The sequence below is a fragment of the Providencia rustigianii DSM 4541 genome, from assembly GCF_000156395.1.
GTDB classification, from domain to species: domain Bacteria; phylum Pseudomonadota; class Gammaproteobacteria; order Enterobacterales; family Enterobacteriaceae; genus Providencia; species Providencia rustigianii.
Map to the genome: position 1 here is coordinate 514,905 of NZ_GG703819.1, position 19,465 is coordinate 534,369.

The following is a 19,465-nucleotide window of genomic DNA, read 5'->3' on the forward strand; positions in this document are numbered from 1 at the left end:
GGCGAGCTATAATAGCATTTTTTTATCAAATGCGGTGGTCACTTAGCTTTTTTGTCTGCCTATTAATACTCTTTTTGAGCAAATTTCTAATTAGTTACCATGAATTTTCTATATTCTTCATAGGCATAGTGATCTGTCATTCCGCTAATGTAATCCTGAATTAATCTCGCGCGGTAATAGAATTCTAAAATCGATCTATCCGCATCATTTGTAGCAGAAATTTTTTCTAATGCCTCGTTGTAAGACAAGCGATGCTTATTTGACAATTTATGAAACAGTCTCGTTTCAATAAAAAAATGTTTGTGGTAATTCTGCTCTACTAAAGAGGCAAAATCATCGCGATCCATCATCAATAATGGGCTATACACATCCAATAAACCGCTAATAATTCGATATCCCTGAAGCTCTAATTCTTCAACTTCATGATGGTTAAACACATGTTTAAATGCCACCATTTTCAATACTTTGAGTAACCGATGTTCTTGGCTTTTATCCTCTAACAAAGCGCTATTAAAGCTACCGTGATAAATTTCTGGCAGATTTTGGATAAAACGCTGAGCGCTGTAATGCGCTAATTTTCCTGTGATATTCACGCGCAGATACATAAAAAACTGATCTTGCTGGATACGCCTTGTGTGGTTATCGCTGATATTGTTAAACGCCCGCATAATGGTTTGGTCGAACAAGTCACCCGGCTTAACCTCCCCCCACTCGACGTTTAAATAATCGATCAATTGCTCAACCGTAAAAATACCTTTTTCTGCGGCATCATCGAGATCAGCAATGCAGTAGGAAATATCATCGGCGGCTTCCATGATGTAGGTGAGAGGAAAACGGCAATAAGGATCCATATCGAGTTTTTTACTCAACTCACTCACAAAATCGGCTTCAGACCAGTAATAACCCGGTTTTTTCATTAAATAGTCAAATTCTGCAGGAATAGGGTCTAGGTCGTAAGCCCCGCGGGTATATTTTAAAATCGAACCGATTTGCGCATAAGTCAGATTGAGTTTGAGCAAACGATGCGCCATTCGTAACCCTTGAGCATTCCCTTCGAATGAGCATAAGTCACGCTTGAGTTGACGACGAAACAAGTCTTGTTTTTCATTACCGGTCAGTTGTAATGCTTTGATGCGGCAAGGATCTGGAGCCTCTGGGGAGAAAATATAGTCTGGCGCAAGTAATTTGCTAAACCAACGCTGAATGGCTGCCTCGCCAAAGTGCCCAAATGGAGGATTACCAATATCGTGCATTAAGCACGACATTTCGACAAGGCTTTCAAATGCATCACAACGATCCGTTAGCCCATATTCATCAAGCAATTTTTTCTTTTTTAATTCGCCAAGTACCGTTTTGCTAATATAACGCCCTACTTGTTGAACTTCGAGGGAGTGAGTTAATCTGCTACGAACTGCGGAGTTTTGTTCTAGAGGAAAAACTTGCGTTTTTTGTTGCAAACGACGGATAGCAGCAGAGTTAATAATTCGTCCACGGTCGCTTTCAAATAAACGATTTACCGCGTCTTCATCCAGCGGAGAGACTTTCTGACCTTTAGCACTAATGTAGTTACGTTGAAAACTCAGTTTTTTTAGAAAATTAATCTCTCTCACGCAAATCCCTTCCCTATATAGACTTACTGCTAAGTATAGAAGCAAAACTCAGGAAAAATACCCCACAAAGCCCCTTTCAATGGTACACTTCGCGCATCTTTTTAAACGTTGTTTATAGCACGATGGCGCATATTTACCCTAAATAATTCGTGTTATAGCTAGGTAGCAAACGAGGAACTGAAGAATGATTAAAGTGGGTATTATTGGCGCGATGGAACAAGAAGTTGCACTTTTGCGCGCCCAAATCGAAGGCTGCCAAACATTCAGCCGTGCAGGTTGCGAAATCTATACGGGTAAAATTAATGGGGTTGATGTTGCGCTTCTGAAATCCGGCATTGGTAAAGTGGCTGCTGCAATCGGCACAACCTTGCTATTAGAACATTGCAAACCTGATGTGGTTTTCAACACAGGTTCTGCCGGTGGTTTAGATCCTCGCCTAAATGTCGGTGATATCGTCGTTTCTACCGAAGTTCGTTACCATGATGCCGATGTGACGGCATTTGGTTATGAGCCGGGTCAAATGGCGCAGTGCCCTGCGGCTTTTATTGCTGACCCTAAGCTGATTGAAGTGACAGAAAAATGCGTCAATACGCTGGGTATGAACGCTGTTCGCGGTCTGGTTTGTAGCGGCGATGCCTTTATCAACGGCGCGGAGCCTTTAGCTCGCATTAAAGCAAACTTCCCACAAGTCGCAGCCGTAGAGATGGAAGCCGCAGCTGTAGGCCATGTTTGCTACCAATTTGGCGTACCTTTCGTAGTCGTGCGCGCAATTTCAGATGTAGCCGATAAAGAGTCCCATACCAGTTTTGATGAGTTTTTACCGGTTGCCGCTCGTCAATCATCATTGATGATCGCTGCCATTTTAGCTGAACTCGCTTAAGGTATATTCGCCTTATTTATCAGGCATAAGTATGTTTCACTTATGCCTTATTTCTGCGCTCTACTCAGTGAATTTATGATGATAACCCTTTCAATCAAACACCTCATTCAGTCACTCTTTAGCTTATTGCTGCTCGCTTGCATTGCCATCCCAGCAGTTGCGGCACAAAAATCACGGGTAATTTCGCTTTCTCCTGCGAATACTGAACTGGCTTACGCTGCGGGGCTAGGTGAGAACTTAATTGCTGTCAGCGCTTATTCCGACTACCCCAACGCAGCAAAAAAGCTAGAACAAGTTTCTAATTGGCAGGGTTTAAATGTTGAACGAATTATCGCCCTAAAACCAGATTTGATTCTGGCATGGCGAGGTGGAAATCCTCAGCGCCCGTTGGATCAATTGGCAGCTCTCGGTATTCCCATTGTCTATTTTGACCCACAAACTGTTGATGGCGTTATTTCTGCTTTAGCAGAATTATCGCAATACAGCCCTCACCCTGAGATCGCGGAAAGAAATATTGCTCAGATGCAAGCAACATTACAAGCGCAAAAAGATAAATTAGCTAATAATAAGAAACCTAGGCAACTATTTATTCAATTAGGTACACAGCCTTTATTCAGCGCTGGAAATCATACGTTGCAAAATGATGTGCTCAAGGTCTGCGGCGCCCAGAATATTTTTGAAGATAGCGCAGTGCCGTGGCCCCAAGTAAGCCGTGAGCAAGTACTCACCCGCAAACCCGATGCTATCGTCATGACAGGTTCTGAAGAGCAAGAAAAAGCTGTAAAAGCATTCTGGCACTCTCAGCTAAACGTCCCTATCATCCTCTTAAATGAGGATTGGTTTCACCGCGCCGGCCCGCGCATCATCAATGCCACCGAGCAACTGTGCAACCAACTAAATGCGCTACCGAATTGAAAATAAAGATTTAGAATCAAGCTTCACAGAAAAGAATTTTTTGAACTGAGTTAAGACGGTAGGACAACAAGGGAATTCAACTCACTTTTTTCGATTGAAATATGACGAAAAAAAGTTTTCTAAATAGTTTGTGCTGTGGCTAGGCGGCAATTGAGGATATATCGGGGAGCATACATAAGTATGTGACCCGAGTAGCCGAATGAAGCCAACACAGTCACAACTTGAAATATGACGAAAAAAAGTTTTCTAAATAGTTTGTGCTGTGGCTAGGCGGCAATTGAGGATATCTCGGGGAGCATACATAAGTATGTGACCCGAGTAGCCGAATGAAGCCAACAACGCCACAGCGCAAAATATGACGAAAATCACACGCTGAAAGAAGACCCGCATCCACACGTAGACTTAGCATTCGGATTCGTCACAATAAACCGCGACCCTTCCAGCCCTTCAGTATAATCCACACTACCACCCACTAAATATTGCAGGCTCATTGGATCAACAACCAGCGCCACACCTTGTTTCTCAATCGTCATATCCCCTTCGTTGATTTGATCATCAAAGGTGAAACCATATTGGAAACCACTGCAACCACCGCCTGTAATATAGACACGCAGACGCAGGTTTGGGTTGTTTTCATCTGCAACCAGATCTTTAACTTTTATTGCTGCCGCATCAGTAAACTGTAGAGGCAGAGCTGCATCATCACTCATTTTTTACTCCAGACCGGTGACCGGTAAATTCATAGGTAAGCTAAAGCCCACTTAGATCAATTTTCCAATTATCCGTCACCTGAGTCATTGGTTCAAGTGTTGTTATGCAATTGAGCACAGAGTTGCTATTCATCATTGTGATTGATGGCATTGGTTTAATTGCCTCTGTGCTTTAGAATGGTGCCAACTTTTTATTTATCCTCTTTCAGGAGCCCTGCGATGCACCATTCCGAAGAATTATATAATGAAGCTCAACAGCTGATCCCAGGCGGTGTTAACTCGCCTGTTCGCGCATTTAATGGTGTTGGCGGCACCCCGTTATTTATCGAACGCGCTGACGGTGCTTATATTTTTGACGTTGATGGTAAAGCTTACATTGATTACGTTGGCTCATGGGGTCCAATGGTACTCGGTCACAATCACCCCGCTATCCGTGATGCAGTTATCAAAGCTGTCAATAAAGGCTTAAGCTTTGGTGCACCAACTGCTGCTGAAGTTGAAATGGCAAAACTGGTGTGTGAGCTTGTCCCATCTATCGATATGATACGCATGGTTAACTCCGGTACTGAAGCAACCATGAGTGCTATCCGCCTTGCTCGTGGCTACACCGGTCGCGATAAAATTATCAAATTTGAAGGTTGCTATCATGGCCATGCCGACTGCTTATTAGTCAAAGCGGGTTCTGGCGCACTTACCATGGGCGAACCAAACTCTCCGGGCGTACCTGAAGATTTTGTTAAACACACATTAACTTGCACTTATAACGATTTAGCGTCTGTTCGCCAAGCATTCGAAAACTATCCTGAAGAAGTCGCTTGTGTGATTGTTGAACCGGTTGCTGGCAATATGAACTGCGTGCCACCAACTGCTGAATTTTTGCCGGGCCTACGCACACTGTGTGACGAATTTAATGCCCTTCTGATCATCGATGAAGTGATGACAGGCTTTCGTGTTGCATTAGGTGGCGCACAAGATTATTACGATGTGCAACCTGACTTGACTTGCTTAGGTAAGATTATCGGTGGCGGTATGCCAGTCGGTGCATTTGGTGGTCGCTACGAAGTGATGGAAAAATTAGCCCCCATTGGTCCTGTTTACCAAGCGGGGACTTTATCCGGTAACCCAGTCGCCATGGCTGCTGGTTTAGCCTGTCTAAATGAAGTTTCTCAACCGGGCGTTCATTCTCGCTTAACCGAACTCACTGATAAACTGGCTCGTGGTTTAGTGCGGGTGTCTAAAGACCAAGGCGTTCCAATGGTTATCAACCATGTTGGCGGTATGTTTGGTCTATTCTTCACTGATGCCAAAGAAGTCACTTGCTACCAAGACGTGATGAAGTGCGATGTCGAACGCTTCAAAAAATTCTTCCATTATATGTTAGAGCAAGGTGTTTACTTGGCACCATCTGCATTTGAAGCGGGCTTTATGTCAATCGCTCATAGCGATGAAGATATTCAACGCACCATTGATGCCGCAGAAATTGCACTGGCAAAAATCAAAGCCGAATAATTCCTCGCAATAAACAACACCCATAAAAATAGGCGCCATCTACAAAAGACGGCGCCTATTTTTTATCTATTTTTGGGTCTGGTTTTCTTTTTCAATCAGACTCAATATTCTCCAAAATCCCGTGCGTTGTAGCTAGGCGGCAAGTGAGGAGTTATCGGGATAACATTCCCCAGCAATGACACTAAGTCAACGCAGACACAACATGAACAATGCAATTCTCTAAATAGTTCATGTTGTGGCAAGGCGGTGAACAAAGACATCTTGGGGAGCATACATAAGTATGTGACTCAAGTGGCTGCGTGAAACCAACACAGCCACAGCGTGAAATATGACGAGAATTAAGGGGATGACGGAGAATCCCCGAACATATCCTTCACCCAGTCAGGAGCTGCACCATCCTCTTGCGGAGCCTCACTATTCCCATTTAAATTCCACGCAGGATCTTGTGATGTTGAACCTTGGCATAGGCTTTGCGGGTCATCAGTCCACACTGGTAACATTCTGCCACCACCAAAGTCTGAACAGCTAAATTGGCCGTCCATCATCACACGCATATCCGTGATGCCTTCCGGTGCACGGTTGAGCAGGGTCAGTGGTGCTTGGTTATCTAAATAACGTTGATAAACTCTTAATGCCCCTGTTGATCCGGTTAATTGTGTTGGACCGTTGTTATCGCGTCCAACCCAAACAATGGCAACTTCTTTACCATCGATTCCCGCATACCAGCTATCACGCAGATCGTTGGTGGTCCCAGTTTTACCCGCCAGATTGTATTTCCCATATTTATTCAGTAATACACGCCCAGTGCCTTGCTGAACCACTTGCTGCATACCGTATAAAGTTAGGTAAGCGGCTTGTGCAGGAACGGCACGTTCAGCGGATGGGTAGCTTTGATAAAGTTCAGTACCTTCACCATCGATCACAGAACGCAGCGCGGACAGTTTAGCTCGGTTACCTTCCCCACCTATGGTTTGATAAACCTGAGCCACTTCTGCTGGCGTTAAGTTTACTGCACCCAATAGCATCGCTGGGACTTTCTCCATCGCCCCCGCTGGTGCTCCTAAGCGAATAAAGGTATTCATCACTTGATCGAGACCAATCGCCATCCCTAAGTTAACGGTTGGGATATTTTGTGATTTTGCTAGTGCATCCACCAGCATCATTCGACCGTTAAAGTTACGGCTATAGTTCCTTGGACTCCACGTTTGATTTCCCACTTTTAATGTCAGCGGTTCATCAGATAACCATGTATTTAAACGGAAACGATCGGGCTCACTAAGTGCCGCAAGGTAAACCGGCGGTTTTGCCAGTGAGCCAATACTACGGCGAGCATTCAGTGCACGGTTAAAACCTGAGAATTGAGGATCTGAACCGCCAACCATGGCGCGGATCTCACCATTGATACGGTCAACCACCACCATCGCCCCTTCGATATCATCTAATTTACGTGACTTACGCAAATCAGCGACCCCAGATTCCACCGCATTTTCTGCCGCAGTTTGTGCCACAGGGTCGAGAGTGGTGAAAATTTTAGCTCCCGATAATTCGTTAACTTTATCGCCCAATTTCTCGTTCAGTTCTAATCTGACCATCTGCATAAAAGCAGGCTGGGAAGCGACTAAACCTTCTTTGTTTTTTACACCAAGCGGTCTAGCACTCAGAACTTGATACATTTCGTTGTCGATAACACCGCGAGTTTCGAGGATTTTCAGCACAATATTACGACGTTTAATCGCATTTTGTGGCTTAGTCCATGGATTGTACGTCGATGCCCCTTGAACCATGCCCACTAACAGTGCTTGCTGGTCAAAACTTAATTCATTAATCGGACGTCCAAAATAGTACAGGCTCGCCAACGGGAAGCCGCGGATCTCATCATTACCATTTTGACCTAAATAAACTTCGTTAAGGTACAGCTCCAGAATGCGTTCTTTACTGTAGTTATAATCCAGTATCAGCGCCATATAGGCTTCAGTCGCTTTCCGTTTCAGTGTCCGTTCGTTAGTTAAAAATAAGTTTTTCACTAACTGCTGGGTTAAAGTACTTCCCCCTTGCACTGAACGCCCTGCGGTGACGTTAGCAACCACTGCACGACCGATAGAATATAAGCTAACGCCATCATGCTCATAAAAGTTTCTATCTTCGGTTTCTAGCAGTATTTTCACCAGAGACTCTGGGAAATCTGCCAGTGGCAAGACTAAACGTTGCTCATTATTGGCTGATTGCATCATCGTGATCAGCTTGGGATCTAAGCGGAAGAATCCAAATGAGCGACCACTTTCAATGTTTTCAATCTTACTCAGCATGCCATTGTCAAAGACTAAACGAGCAAGCACTTGCCCCTCTTTTTGGTCTGGGAAATTAAATGGGCGACGTAAAATTTCAATGGTATTGCCTTTCACCACAAACTCACCTGACGTGGTGATTTTGCTGACTTTACGGTATTGCATTCCTTCGAGCAGGTTACTCATTTCCCCTTGGCTATAATCCATACCGGGTTCAAGATTGACCATACGCCCATAAACTGCCGCTGGGAGATCCCACACCTTACCGTCAAGGCGTTCTTTAATTTGTTGATTTAAATAAAAACCGTAAGCCGCAAGGATCACAGCAAGCACCAGCATTAGTTTGATAAGTAGCCAGAACCAGCGCCATTTACTCTTACGTTTTTTATTCTTTTTTGAGCTTTTCGTCGTCATTTGCTCTTCTTCATCTTCGTCATCGAGATATTCGTCATCGATATCTTCATCATCATATAAATCATCGTCATAATCATCGCGGTTTCTACGGCGGCGTGATGACGATGAGTTTTTCTCAGCAGATCGTTTTTTACGTCTACCAATCGGTTCTAAATCTTTACCGGACATGGTCGCTCCATATCACCTATACCTAAATAGGCATTAAAATCTAACTAAACATATGTAGATATCTACTACAAGGCTAATTTTGGCTCATATTTCAAAGAATTTCACTGTAGAAAGCGCTTAATTACACTTCCTTACTTCGCCTTTATTTACCCATTGCCTATTTTGCAGCCCGTTATTAGAGCACAAAATTAGGTTATTTCGCACTCATCATCGCTTTTTTTGTTTGTCTTGTTGGCTCTGCGTTTATCGGGTCATCTGGCCAAGGATGTTTGGGATAACGCCCTTTCATCTCTTTTTGAACCTCTTTATAACTTCCTTGCCAAAATGCGCCAAGATCTTGAGTAATTTGAATTGGCCGCCTTGCCGGTGAGAGCAAAGATAGGGTTAATGTCACTTTTCCATTGGCAATGGTTGGATTGCCCTTTTCGCCAAACATTTCCTGTAAACGAATTTCAACTACAGGGGGCTTATCCAGTGCATAGTGAATACTTACCTCACTACCAGATGGAGCATGATATGTGACAGGAAACTGACTTTCTAACCACTGCCTCTGCTGCCAATCAAATCGGTTTAGTAATAGAGTCATTAAATCAATTTCGAGTAATTTTTTCTTATTAGTGACTTTATCAAGGTAAGGTGCCAGCCACTCATCTAATGTTTCGAGTAAAGTATCATCATCCATCGCAGGCAACGTGATATCAGGAAAATAGCGCTTAGCTAACTGACAACGAATGCGTAATTGAAGTGCATTTTCTTGCCAATTTAGCTGTTGTAGACCATTTTGCTGTAACCAGTGAACCAACGCATTTTTAATTTCCTGTTGGTCAGGATTGGTTAATCTCTGGGATTTCACAACCAATTGCCCACACTGCAAGCGACGCCATGCCAATAAACTGCCTCGCTGCTCATCCCATTCAACGGTTTCTTGGGTACTAAATAGTTGGGGGCAATCCTGCTGTAATTTGTCAATCTCAATGGGATAGGCTAATGAAATCCGTGCATCTGCCGAGGATTCAGACTGCCAAAGCGCGGCAACCATCAACCATGAGTTCCCCATCAGGCGGTCATTTTCATTTAACGATGCGCCTAACCCACTCGCTAATTGGTAGCGAGTTTGGTTATCTCGAGTCTTTGCAATCAAGTCCGGAAAGCCAGCAGCTAATAATGTTGGTAACCACTCACTAATCATTGCAGAGGTTTTAACTGTAGCGCTGGTGACTTTATCCCCACTCAGAATTGAAGCTCGCTTACACCAGCTTTCTGTAGGATGCTCGAGATGATAGTGAAGATCGGTTTCGCCACCACGTGGTGGCTCTTCAATAATCGCCACTAATAAAGACGCTAACTGAATAACTTGCTTATTATTGGTTTGCTGAGCGTGATATAGCATAGCGGCGGTACGTACAGAACTGCCCGTTCCCACCATCTTAACGCCCATAGGCGTTAATTTACCGTGTAAATCGGTCACACCCAGTTTAAATAGTAAACTTTTAGCTGCGGACAGAGAGGCTTCTGGCGGTATATCTAACCACTGTAATTGAGAAACCTCATGGCATCCCCATTGCAGTAATGCCAGCCATAACCCACTTAAATCACTATTATTGATTTCTGCATCACTGAATTGAGCCGCACGCTCCGCTTGTTCTGAACTAAATAAGTGCCAACAAACACCGGCTTCTAAGCGTCCAGCACGTCCGGCACGCTGAGTCATGGAAGCTTGGCTTATCCGCTTTTTTACTAGTTTAGTTAGCCCCGAACGTGGGTTAAATTGGCCTACACGCTCAAAACCACTGTCCACGACCAAGCGTATACCTTCGATAGTTAAACTGGTTTCCGCAATATTAGTCGCGAGTACAATTTTACGTTTCCCCTCCGGCGCAGGTAAGATAGCTTGCTGTTGAGCTTGAATAGATAAAGCGCCGTATAGCGGACATAAAAGTATGTCCTCACTCACTAACCTTGCCAGCTCCGTACGCGTCCTTTCTATTTCCCCTACTCCAGGCAAAAAGAGTAATAGCGAGCCACTTTGCTGCTGCATTAATTGCCAAACTGCGCTAGCAACTTCCTGATGAAACGGCTTATTCGGGCTGATTGGCTTATATTCACGTTGTACCGGAAAAGCTCGACCCTCAGAGCGGATGACCGGGGCATCAGGAAATAATCGATTAAGTCCGTGGTTATCCAACGTTGCTGACATTAACAAAATTTTTATGTCGTCCCTCAATGCCTGCTGAGCGTCGAGCAATAGTGCGAGCCCCAAATCTGCTTGCAGATTACGCTCATGAAACTCATCCAAAATAACCAGACCAATCCCTTCAAGCATGGGGTCATTTTGAAGCAAACGCGTTAGCACCCCCTCAGTCACGACTTCTAAGCGTGTCTGTTTGCTCACTTTGCTTTCTGAACGCATACGCAGACCAATCGTTTCGCCAACTTGCTCCCCTAACTGCTGAGCCAAACGAGTCGCAACAGTACGTGCCGCAATACGTCTGGGTTCGAGCATAATAATACGCCCTTGGATTATTCCGCTGTTTAGAATCTCCAGAGGTAATACCGTTGATTTACCTGCACCAGTTGGCGCATGCAGTAAAACTTGGGGGGCTTCAGCTAACGCTGAAAGTAAGTCATCACTTACTTCTAAGATTGGTAGCACTAAAGGGATCACTCCGTGGATATTTAACTTTTAAAGTTAACCATTGTAGCATTAACAAATAATGCGTATTAATACTGTACTCACTATAAAAACAAGAATGGACTATAAAAACAATTTATCGGAGAGAACATGGAATTTATCCCCCCATTACAATCAGCGATTCTAATTAAGCGCTATAAGCGCTTTTTAGCGGACGTCGTCACATCTGAAGGAAAAGAAATGACGATACACTGTGCTAATACGGGGGCGATGACGGGCTGTGCGACCCCCGGTGATACGATATGGTATTCAACATCTGACAATCCCAAGCGAAAATACCCTCATAGCTGGGAATTAACACAGACTAAAAATAACCATCTGATTTGTATCAATACGTTGCGAGCAAACCAATTAATAGCAGAAGCATTGGTAAAAAAACATATTCCAGAATTATCTGACTACAATAATGTGACTCCTGAAGTCAAATACGGGGCGGAAAATAGTCGAATAGATTTTTTTCTGACTCAAAATGGATTGGTTGATTGTTTTATGGAGGTAAAATCCGTTACTTTGCTGGAAGGCAATCACGGGTATTTCCCTGATACTGAAACAAAAAGAGGGCAAAAGCATCTTAGAGAGCTAACTCAGATTGCTAAAGAAGGAAAACGAGCCATACTTATGTTTGTCATTTTACATAGTGGCATTCACGTAGTTTCAGCAGCACGGCATATTGATCCCAAATATGCAGCACTATTAGATGAAGCAGTTAAGAGTGGCGTTGAAGTTTTTTGTTATCAAGTGGATATATCTGAACAAAAAATGCAAATAGGGAAATCAATAAGCTTTACCTAGACTGAATAATTTCTATTTAGTCGATATTTAAACGAGGTCACCGAGTTATGGGCGCTAAAAAGGGAATAAACACGCTTGCCCTCACAGCATTACAAAACTCATTGCATGAACGATTGCCAAGACGGCAGTCTTCTGCTATTTATAGCGACCTTAAATTTTCCCCCTTGGGGTTTTTGTAAAATTTGCGTGTGTAGGAGAAGCATTATGCAAGAAGGGCAAAAACGTAAGACATCGTCCTTAAGCATTCTAGCCATTGCCGGGGTTGAACCCTATCATGAGAAGGCTGGCGAAGAGTACATGAACGACGCCCAATTGGCGCATTTTAAGCTCATTCTCGAAGCATGGCGCAATCAACTAAGAGATGAAGTGGACCGGACTGTTACTCATATGCAAGATGAGGCAGCTAACTTTCCAGACCCAGTTGATAGAGCGGCTCAGGAAGAAGAATTCAGCCTCGAATTACGTAACCGCGACCGCGAACGTAAACTGATTAAGAAAATCGAAAAGACGCTGAAAAAAGTTGAAGATGAAGATTTTGGCTATTGCGAATCATGTGGCGTGGAAATTGGCATCCGTCGTTTGGAAGCTCGCCCAACCGCTGATTTATGCATCGACTGTAAGACACTAGCAGAAATCCGCGAAAAGCAGATGGCCGGCTAAGTGTTATTTTTGGAGTCCCTAACGGCGCATTAACCCTGCGCCGTTGTAGGAATTCACCCCAAAAAACCCTTAAATTCCTTCGTGTAACAAACCGCATATTCGTAATATTCCAGCTTACCTCGTCGGATTAATCCCCTAGCCAAAGCCTCTGCATACATAATATTTGCAAGTTTTATTAATATAAAAAATAATTAGGCGTGACTTTTATTCGTTTAACCATTCTCAAAGAAACTTCAGTGAGCTATGATTAGCCGCTTATTTTGTTTAATGAATATATGTAATGACATCGAGGTGTACTATTTTTAACCGAGTAGCAAATTTCTGCCGCAATATTTTATCGCGCAATGAACAAGCATCGACCTCAGAGCAGGATTCGGCGCCAAAACGTGTTACGCGAGATTCTCAGGCAGCCGGTAAAAGGCAAGTCACTCATTCTGCTGCGGCTGAAAACGGCAGGCATAACACTAAGCAAATGAAAAATACGGTTCGTCATCCTAAGCGTGCCGATGCTCAAACACAGAAGCGATCGCCAATGACGACAAAAGAACATATCACCGTTATCCCCCGCTCAGAACATCCGATTTCACGCGATGACATCAGTGATAATGCACTGAAAGTTCTCTATCGCCTGAATAAAAACGGTTATGAAGCCTATTTAGTGGGTGGTGGTGTCCGTGACTTACTGCTAGGTCTGAAGCCAAAAGATTTTGATATCACGACCAATGCAACCCCTGAGCAGATCCGCAAATTATTCCGCAACTGCCGATTGGTGGGGCGTAGATTCCGCCTTGCGCACATCATGTTTGGCCCTGAAATAATTGAAGTAGCGACCTTCCGCGGTCATCATGACCAAGAAGTTGACGATAAAAACCTGTCGTCTCAAGCCCAAAACGGCATGCTGCTCAGAGATAATATTTTCGGATCTATCGAAGATGATGCGATTCGTCGCGATTTCACAGTCAATAGCCTGTATTACAATATTGATGATTTTTCCGTACGTGATTATGTCAATGGGTTACAAGATTTAAAAGATGGCGTGATCCGTTTAATTGGTGATCCGGAAACGCGTTATCGCGAAGATCCCGTTCGAATGATCCGAGCAGTACGTTTTGCCTGTAAACTCAATATGCGTATTGAGCCAAATACCGCAGAGCCAATCCCTCGTTTAGCACCATTGCTAGGTGAAATTCCTTCTGCCCGCTTATTTGAAGAGTCATTGAAACTGCTTCAATCAGGCTATGGTTATTCCACCTATAAAATGCTGAGACAGTACCATTTGTTTGAGCAACTATTCCCAGTGATTGCCGACCGCTTCACGGAGAATAATGACTCGCCAATGGAAAAAATCATTGAGCAAGTACTAAAAAACACTGACTTTAGACTCAAAAATGATAAGCGAGTTAACCCTGCATTTTTATTTGCGGCCATGTTATGGTATCCCGTCACTGAGCATGCTGAGAAGTTAACCCAAGAAGGTGGACTTGCTTATTATGATGCCTTTGCACTGGCCATGAATGACGTACTGGATGAACAGTGCCGTTCCATTGCAATACCAAAACGTATTACCACCACCATGCGTGATATTTGGATGTTGCAATTGCGCTTACCACGTCGCCAAGGTCGTCGAGCCAATAAATTAATGGAGCACCCGAAATTCCGTGCTGCTTTTGATTTATTAGAGCTAAGAGCGAATGTTGAACATCGTAATGAGTTAGAGGAACTCTCCCTCTGGTGGGCCGATTTCCAACAAGCTAATGCGCAAAAACAGCGTGAAATGATCTCGGAATTAGGCTCGGCTCCAACCCGTCGTCGCCATCGTCCAAATCGTTCAGCGCCGTCAGGTAATAAAAAGCCAAATAAGTCATCGTAGAGAGAGTGATAAATGGAGCAAGTATATATTGCGATTGGTAGCAACCTAGGTGAGCCACTAAAACAAGCTCAGCAAGCTATTGCAGCCTTAGATGCCATCCCGCAAAGTCGAATTGCGGCGACGTCCTCCATCTATCGTACAAAACCTTTAGGACCACAGGATCAGCCAGATTATCTTAATATGGCTGTCCTGCTTGAAACCGACCTTGAACCTGAAGAGCTACTGAATCATACTCAAAAAATTGAGTTAGAATTAGGTCGAGTCCGTAAAGACGAACGTTGGGGACCGAGAACCTTAGATCTCGATATTATGTTATTTGGCAATCGAGTGATCAGCACTGAACGCTTAACGGTCCCACATTATGGATTAAAAGAGCGGGAATTTATGCTATACCCGCTCAGTGATATTACCCCTTCCCTGATTTTTCCTGACGGTGAATTACTTTCAGACAGGCTCAATCATGTCCCTCGCAATGGCCTAACATTTTGGGAATAAATACCTAAAATGAATAATCTCATTCAAGGTATGGTCATAAGCGAAATCATTTCCGGAGGTTATTCTAATGAAACCCATTACTCTCGCTGATTTACGCCAATACAAACAAGATAAATACAAATTTGCGACCATGACTGCCTATGATGCCAGTTTTGCTCAGCTTTTTGCAGAGCAAGGTATTCAAGTTATGTTAGTCGGTGATTCCCTCGGCATGACCATTCAAGGGGAGTCCAGCACCCTTCCTGTCACCGTTGAACAAATTGCTTACCATACTCGTTGTGTTCGCAAAGGCGCACCAGATGCATTTGTTATCGCCGATATGCCATTTATGAGTTACGCCACCCCAGAGCAAGCTTGCACAAATGCCGCTATATTAATGCAAGCTGGGGCTAATATGGTCAAGATTGAAGGTGGAAGTTGGCTGTGTGATACCGTCAAAATGTTGTGTGAGCGCTCTGTTCCTGTTTGCGGCCATCTCGGATTAACCCCACAAGCCGTTAACGTGCTCGGCGGCTATAAAGTCCAAGGTCGTGATGAAGTCTCTGCCAACCAATTAGTAAAAGACGCTATCGCCCTTGAAAATGCAGGGATCCAGCTATTGGTTCTCGAATGTGTTCCGACCTCATTAGCCAATCAAGTTACTGAAGAATTACTATTACCCGTTATTGGTATTGGTGCGGGTAATGGCACTGATGGACAAATTTTAGTCATGCATGATGCGCTGGGCATTACCGCTAAGCCACCCAAATTTGCTAAAAACTTCCTCTCAGAAGCTGGCAATATTCATGATGCAATTCGCCTATATATTCAAGAAGTTGAGCAAGGCATTTATCCGAATGAGTCCCACTCATTTTCTTAATTCGCTATAAAAATAATGATAAGGATGAAAAGTATGCTAATCGTTGAAACCTCGCCGATCCTGCGCCGCGAAATTCGCCGCTGGAAGCAAGAAGGTAAGCGCATTGCTCTTGTTCCTACCATGGGTAATTTACATGATGGGCACCTGACTCTGATTGACCAAGCTAAACAGCAAGCGGATATCGTGATCGCCTCTATTTTTGTGAATCCAATGCAATTTGATCGACCATCAGATTTGGCTAACTACCCGCGTACATTACAAGAAGATTGTGAAAAACTAAAAAGCCGTCATGTGGATTTAATTTTTGCCCCTTCTGCCACTGAATTTTATCCTGCTGGCATGGAAAACCAAACCTTCGTTGAAGTGCCAGAGCTCTCCACCATGCTAGAAGGTGCAAGCCGTCCGGGACATTTCCGTGGTGTCGCAACAGTTCTCACGAAGCTTTTTAATTTAGTTCAGCCTGATATTGCGTTATTCGGTGAAAAAGATTTCCAACAACTCAAGGTTATTCGAAAGTTAGTCGCCGATCTTTCTTTTGATATTCAAATTATTGGCGTACCGATTGTACGAGCCAAAAATGGTTTAGCACTTAGCTCTCGTAACAATAACCTGTCTGCTGAAGAATTAAAAATCGCGCCTCAGCTATTCAATATTATGCAAAAAGCCGGTGAAAAACTCGCGGAGTCACCTGCATCAGCAACCGGGTTAGTTGACGAAATGGAAGAGTCTTTACGTCAAGCAGGGTTTACTCCTGATGCGCTATTTATTCGAGATGCAGATAACCTTGGTGAATTAACAGTTTCCAGCCGTCGCGCTGTCATTTTAATGGCGGCATGGTTAGGTCAAACCCGTTTAATCGACAATCTGCAAGTCGAGTTACCGCTCGATATCGCTTAATGACAAAACACTTTCGCCTAGATTTAAGTTTGAATCATCTAAAATTTATTCAAACTCATTTATGTCACAGCTAGGCGGCAAGTAAACACGACCCTAGGAGCATACATAAGTATGTGACTACGCAGCTAACAACGCTGTGGCTTGAATGAGGAAGAATAAATGCAAAGAAAAATGTTACTAGGAAAACTCCACCGTGCAACTGTCACCCAAGCTGACCTTCACTACGAAGGCTCTTGCGCTATCGACCAAGATTTCTTAGATGCTGTTGGCATTTTAGAATATGAAGCTATCGATATTTATAATGTGGATAATGGCGAACGTTTTTCGACCTATGCAATTGCAGGGGAACGCGGTTCTAAAATTATATCCGTTAATGGTGCTGCAGCACGTCGTGCGGCGGTGGGAGATAAACTGATTATCTGCACTTATGGGCATTTAACCGAAGAAGAAGCTCGTCAGCATAAGCCTAAAGTTGCTTACTTTGATGCCAATAATACCATGAGCCGAATTGCCAAAGCGGTTCCTGTTCAGGTGGCTTAATTGAATATTACGGAATGCCTCAGTGAATTAGCTGGGGTATTTTTTGATTTATATTAGTAATACATGATATCCAAATCTAAAACAGCATTAGCTGAGCCAGGGGTAACTTTATCCTCTGTTTGTATGTAATACGAATCAAAATTAACCACTTTGATACCTTGTGTTCCCCCAGAAAATAGCGGTGATGTAACATAAAATCTAACAGGGATACTATGGTAATTACTCATCCAAAATACGGTTTCTATTCCAATGCCTTTAGCCGAATCATTGCCACTTAGCCCTAATACCGATCCTCCAAGCGATCCACTTCCGCCAGCCATCGCATCAATACCTACACCTTGCGCGCAATCGAACTCTAATGACCATCTTACAGCGCGAGTCTTTGAGCCTTTAGACATTCCAAAACTTGAGTTTATAGAGTGATCGCCCAATCTAACATTTTGATTTTTACTTGATTTTATTGAACACGTTCCTGCTTGAACTCGCCCAGAAACATTAAAAACAGCATCATAACTCATTGAGTTTGATGAAAAAAATAACATAAAAATAGAAATTAAATAGGTATAGACAGCTTTGTTTGATCTCATTTCTATTCCTTAGTTATTTTCTACGACAAACGTTATTGTGGCATTGGCATTTCCTGCCGTGACGCTATCACTTAATATTTTGTAGTTAGCTCTAAATTTAACTTTGTTCGATCCATTGGTTGTTGCCGTTGAATTCAATAATACGGTGACATCATTATTTTTTTTCAATTCCCAGCGATTATTGGAATAGGCTTCGATTTGAATTGCCATTCCTGTCGCGGCACCATTACCCGAATCAATGGCAAACGAGCGCCCATCACTCGCGGTTACACCTTGTAATTTGCCGACAACTTGGCTGCCCGAAGTACAATTAAACTCTAAATCAAATTCTTCCCACTCAGTGGTGCTGTTTTTAGGTTTACCATAGGTAAGCCAAACCCCTAAATCAACATTGAGGTTATTAGTGACAATTTTGCAAGATGTGCCTCTAATGGAACCGGAAAAATTAACTTTAACCGTGCCTATGTTGACAGAGGCAAAGCTGCACAATGATAAACTGGGCAACACAAAAAATATCAACAACACAAATAAACGATTCATTATTTATACGCCCGCTTTATTTGTATACTAAGGTGACTGTCACCTGTGCATTTCCCTCAGTCGCTTTTACATCGTTTGAGGTTTTTATATATTTAAAATCAAAGGTCTTAGTAATAATTTGCGTTGACCTCGCAGTATTCACCAATGAATATAAATGGCTGGTTGATAGGCTTCTATCACCACCTAGCCTTAATGCTGTGGAGTTTCCCGATTCAAATATTTGTACCGCGAATCCAGGATCTTCCTTATTATTCTCTAAATAAATAATATTTGAGTCGATATTTGCCAGATGTAAATTATCAGCAATACCATAAAAAACAGATAATTGGCTAGGGCAATCAATCGTAATTGACTGCTGGGCATACCCGAATGTTTGCCCGACTTGTAACGCTCGTATATCCGCTAAATTATGAACACCTAAATTAACATTTTGATTCGCATTTTTTATTTCGCAGGTACGTTGAGCCCATTTCACTAATGTTGGTATCGGTTGTATTTCCCCAACCACATTATGCCAATCTAGATTTCCCATGCACTGGACTACCACCGGCTGAAATTGAATAGATTCATTTTCTTTATGTTCAATACTGCCCGCCGACGTTTTCACATATAGCATACGAGCTTCAAGCCGTAATCCCGAAGACGCTTCTTTGCCATTAATTGGGCTATTATTCCCTGTTACCGGATACCAGCGACTCGTTCCTTGCTGCCGAATTCCCATAACATAGCCAATACCTTCGATATTGGTTTTAAAGATTGGATATTCCCCTGAACTGTCTTTGAATGATATCCCCGATGTTTGGGCGCTCGTTTGCGGTAAAAATGTAAAATCACCGGCATGACTAGCCGTGCATAATTCATTATTCGAGCTGGGATCAAATGTCTTCCAGCCATTTCCGAGGATCGCTGTTTGAGGCAATTTATGCGCAGCGTTATCGACTTTTAACTCCCCTAAGTTAACGCGAAATGTTTCAGCGCTTAGTGCGTCAATAGAACACAGCATAAGACTTATAGTGGTCATTATTTTCTTTATATTCATCTA

The 19,465-nt window shown here is 43.2% G+C and carries 17 protein-coding genes; 10 read left to right on the top strand and 7 right to left on the bottom strand.

The features are described 5' to 3' along the window. Window positions 1–86: 86 nt before the first annotated feature. Window positions 87–1,610: a dGTPase gene (gene dgt / locus PROVRUST_RS12245; protein ID WP_006815150.1), complete on the bottom strand. Its 1,524-nt coding sequence runs from the start codon at window positions 1,608–1,610 to the stop codon at window positions 87–89. Window positions 1,611–1,797: 187 nt separating this feature from the next. On the opposite strand from dgt, the gene mtnN reads away from it, so the two are divergent. Continuing rightward, on the top strand, window positions 1,798–2,490 hold the full coding sequence (gene mtnN / locus PROVRUST_RS12250; RefSeq protein WP_039855446.1) for a 5'-methylthioadenosine/S-adenosylhomocysteine nucleosidase: 693 nt from the start codon (window positions 1,798–1,800) through the stop codon (window positions 2,488–2,490). A gap of 75 nt (window positions 2,491–2,565) precedes the next feature. After that, entirely contained in the window at window positions 2,566–3,405 is an 840-nt protein-coding gene (gene btuF / locus PROVRUST_RS12255; RefSeq protein WP_455566566.1) for a vitamin B12 ABC transporter substrate-binding protein BtuF, read from the top strand. A 365-nt stretch (window positions 3,406–3,770) separates the two neighbouring features. Here the strand turns inward: btuF and erpA are convergent, their stop codons facing one another. Then, the gene (gene erpA / locus PROVRUST_RS12260) at window positions 3,771–4,115 is read right to left on the bottom strand and encodes an iron-sulfur cluster insertion protein ErpA (RefSeq protein ID WP_006659315.1); all 345 of its coding nucleotides are present in this window, start codon (window positions 4,113–4,115) and stop codon (window positions 3,771–3,773) included. A 219-nt stretch (window positions 4,116–4,334) separates the two neighbouring features. Between erpA and hemL the strand changes: the two genes are divergently transcribed. After that, window positions 4,335–5,624: a glutamate-1-semialdehyde 2,1-aminomutase gene (hemL, locus tag PROVRUST_RS12265; RefSeq protein ID WP_006815153.1), complete on the top strand. Its 1,290-nt coding sequence runs from the start codon at window positions 4,335–4,337 to the stop codon at window positions 5,622–5,624. Window positions 5,625–5,962: 338 nt separating this feature from the next. Here hemL and mrcB read toward each other — a convergent pair whose 3' ends face one another. Together mrcB and hrpB are read right to left on the bottom strand one after the other, a co-directional pair. Then, window positions 5,963–8,491: a bifunctional glycosyl transferase/transpeptidase gene (mrcB, locus tag PROVRUST_RS12270; protein ID WP_006815154.1), complete on the bottom strand. Its 2,529-nt coding sequence runs from the start codon at window positions 8,489–8,491 to the stop codon at window positions 5,963–5,965. Between the two features lie 193 nt (window positions 8,492–8,684). Further along, on the bottom strand, window positions 8,685–11,144 hold the full coding sequence (gene hrpB, locus PROVRUST_RS12275; RefSeq protein WP_006815155.1) for an ATP-dependent helicase HrpB: 2,460 nt from the start codon (window positions 11,142–11,144) through the stop codon (window positions 8,685–8,687). 129 nt (window positions 11,145–11,273) lie between these two features. On the opposite strand from hrpB, the gene sfsA reads away from it, so the two are divergent. The 7 genes from sfsA to panD all read left to right on the top strand — a co-directional run bounded on the left by sfsA (window position 11,274) and on the right by panD (window position 17,296). Continuing rightward, window positions 11,274–11,975, top strand: coding sequence for a DNA/RNA nuclease SfsA (gene sfsA / locus PROVRUST_RS12280; protein WP_006815156.1), 702 nt, complete (start codon window positions 11,274–11,276; stop codon window positions 11,973–11,975). Window positions 11,976–12,179: 204 nt separating this feature from the next. After that, a complete protein-coding gene (gene dksA, locus PROVRUST_RS12285; RefSeq protein ID WP_039855180.1) occupies window positions 12,180–12,635 on the top strand; it encodes an RNA polymerase-binding protein DksA in 456 nt (151 codons plus the stop codon). 280 nt (window positions 12,636–12,915) lie between these two features. Beyond that, window positions 12,916–14,505, top strand: coding sequence for a polynucleotide adenylyltransferase PcnB (gene pcnB / locus PROVRUST_RS12290; RefSeq protein ID WP_006815158.1), 1,590 nt, complete (start codon window positions 12,916–12,918; stop codon window positions 14,503–14,505). A 12-nt stretch (window positions 14,506–14,517) separates the two neighbouring features. Continuing rightward, entirely contained in the window at window positions 14,518–15,000 is a 483-nt protein-coding gene (folK, locus tag PROVRUST_RS12295; RefSeq protein ID WP_006815159.1) for a 2-amino-4-hydroxy-6-hydroxymethyldihydropteridine diphosphokinase, read from the top strand. Between the two features lie 67 nt (window positions 15,001–15,067). Further along, window positions 15,068–15,859 (top strand): 3-methyl-2-oxobutanoate hydroxymethyltransferase, encoded by a 792-nt coding sequence (panB, locus tag PROVRUST_RS12300; RefSeq protein ID WP_006815160.1) that lies wholly within the window; start codon window positions 15,068–15,070, stop codon window positions 15,857–15,859. Between the two features lie 33 nt (window positions 15,860–15,892). Then, entirely contained in the window at window positions 15,893–16,756 is an 864-nt protein-coding gene (gene panC / locus PROVRUST_RS12305; RefSeq protein ID WP_039855181.1) for a pantoate--beta-alanine ligase, read from the top strand. 159 nt (window positions 16,757–16,915) lie between these two features. Beyond that, window positions 16,916–17,296 (top strand): aspartate 1-decarboxylase, encoded by a 381-nt coding sequence (panD, locus tag PROVRUST_RS12310; protein WP_006815162.1) that lies wholly within the window; start codon window positions 16,916–16,918, stop codon window positions 17,294–17,296. Between the two features lie 53 nt (window positions 17,297–17,349). On the opposite strand, the gene PROVRUST_RS12315 is transcribed toward panD, so the two are convergent. The 3 genes from PROVRUST_RS12315 to PROVRUST_RS12325 are packed head-to-tail and all read right to left on the bottom strand — an operon-like array spanning window position 17,350 to window position 19,444. Beyond that, a complete protein-coding gene (locus PROVRUST_RS12315) occupies window positions 17,350–17,883 on the bottom strand; it encodes a fimbrial protein (protein ID WP_039855182.1) in 534 nt (177 codons plus the stop codon). 9 nt (window positions 17,884–17,892) lie between these two features. Further along, a complete protein-coding gene (locus PROVRUST_RS12320; protein WP_006815164.1) occupies window positions 17,893–18,423 on the bottom strand; it encodes a fimbrial protein in 531 nt (176 codons plus the stop codon). Window positions 18,424–18,439: 16 nt separating this feature from the next. Further along, a complete protein-coding gene (locus PROVRUST_RS12325) occupies window positions 18,440–19,444 on the bottom strand; it encodes a fimbrial protein (protein WP_223844715.1) in 1,005 nt (334 codons plus the stop codon). Window positions 19,445–19,465 lie beyond the last annotated feature (21 nt).

Excerpts from the sequence above, each read along its gene's own strand:
- btuF (WP_455566566.1), top strand. The coding sequence starts at position 2,566 with ATGATGATAACCCTTTCAATCAAACACCTCATTCAGTCACTCTTTAGC.
- erpA (WP_006659315.1), bottom strand. The coding sequence starts at position 4,115 with ATGAGTGATGATGCAGCTCTGCCTCTACAGTTTACTGATGCGGCAGCA.
- hemL (WP_006815153.1), top strand. The coding sequence starts at position 4,335 with ATGCACCATTCCGAAGAATTATATAATGAAGCTCAACAGCTGATCCCA.
- mrcB (WP_006815154.1), bottom strand. The coding sequence starts at position 8,491 with ATGTCCGGTAAAGATTTAGAACCGATTGGTAGACGTAAAAAACGATCT.
- sfsA (WP_006815156.1), top strand. The coding sequence starts at position 11,274 with ATGGAATTTATCCCCCCATTACAATCAGCGATTCTAATTAAGCGCTAT.
- dksA (WP_039855180.1), top strand. The coding sequence starts at position 12,180 with ATGCAAGAAGGGCAAAAACGTAAGACATCGTCCTTAAGCATTCTAGCC.
- pcnB (WP_006815158.1), top strand. The coding sequence starts at position 12,916 with ATGACATCGAGGTGTACTATTTTTAACCGAGTAGCAAATTTCTGCCGC.
- folK (WP_006815159.1), top strand. The coding sequence starts at position 14,518 with ATGGAGCAAGTATATATTGCGATTGGTAGCAACCTAGGTGAGCCACTA.
- panB (WP_006815160.1), top strand. The coding sequence starts at position 15,068 with ATGAAACCCATTACTCTCGCTGATTTACGCCAATACAAACAAGATAAA.
- panC (WP_039855181.1), top strand. The coding sequence starts at position 15,893 with ATGCTAATCGTTGAAACCTCGCCGATCCTGCGCCGCGAAATTCGCCGC.
- panD (WP_006815162.1), top strand. The coding sequence starts at position 16,916 with ATGCAAAGAAAAATGTTACTAGGAAAACTCCACCGTGCAACTGTCACC.
- PROVRUST_RS12315 (WP_039855182.1), bottom strand. The coding sequence starts at position 17,883 with ATGAGATCAAACAAAGCTGTCTATACCTATTTAATTTCTATTTTTATG.
- PROVRUST_RS12320 (WP_006815164.1), bottom strand. The coding sequence starts at position 18,423 with ATGAATCGTTTATTTGTGTTGTTGATATTTTTTGTGTTGCCCAGTTTA.
- PROVRUST_RS12325 (WP_223844715.1), bottom strand. The coding sequence starts at position 19,444 with ATGACCACTATAAGTCTTATGCTGTGTTCTATTGACGCACTAAGCGCT.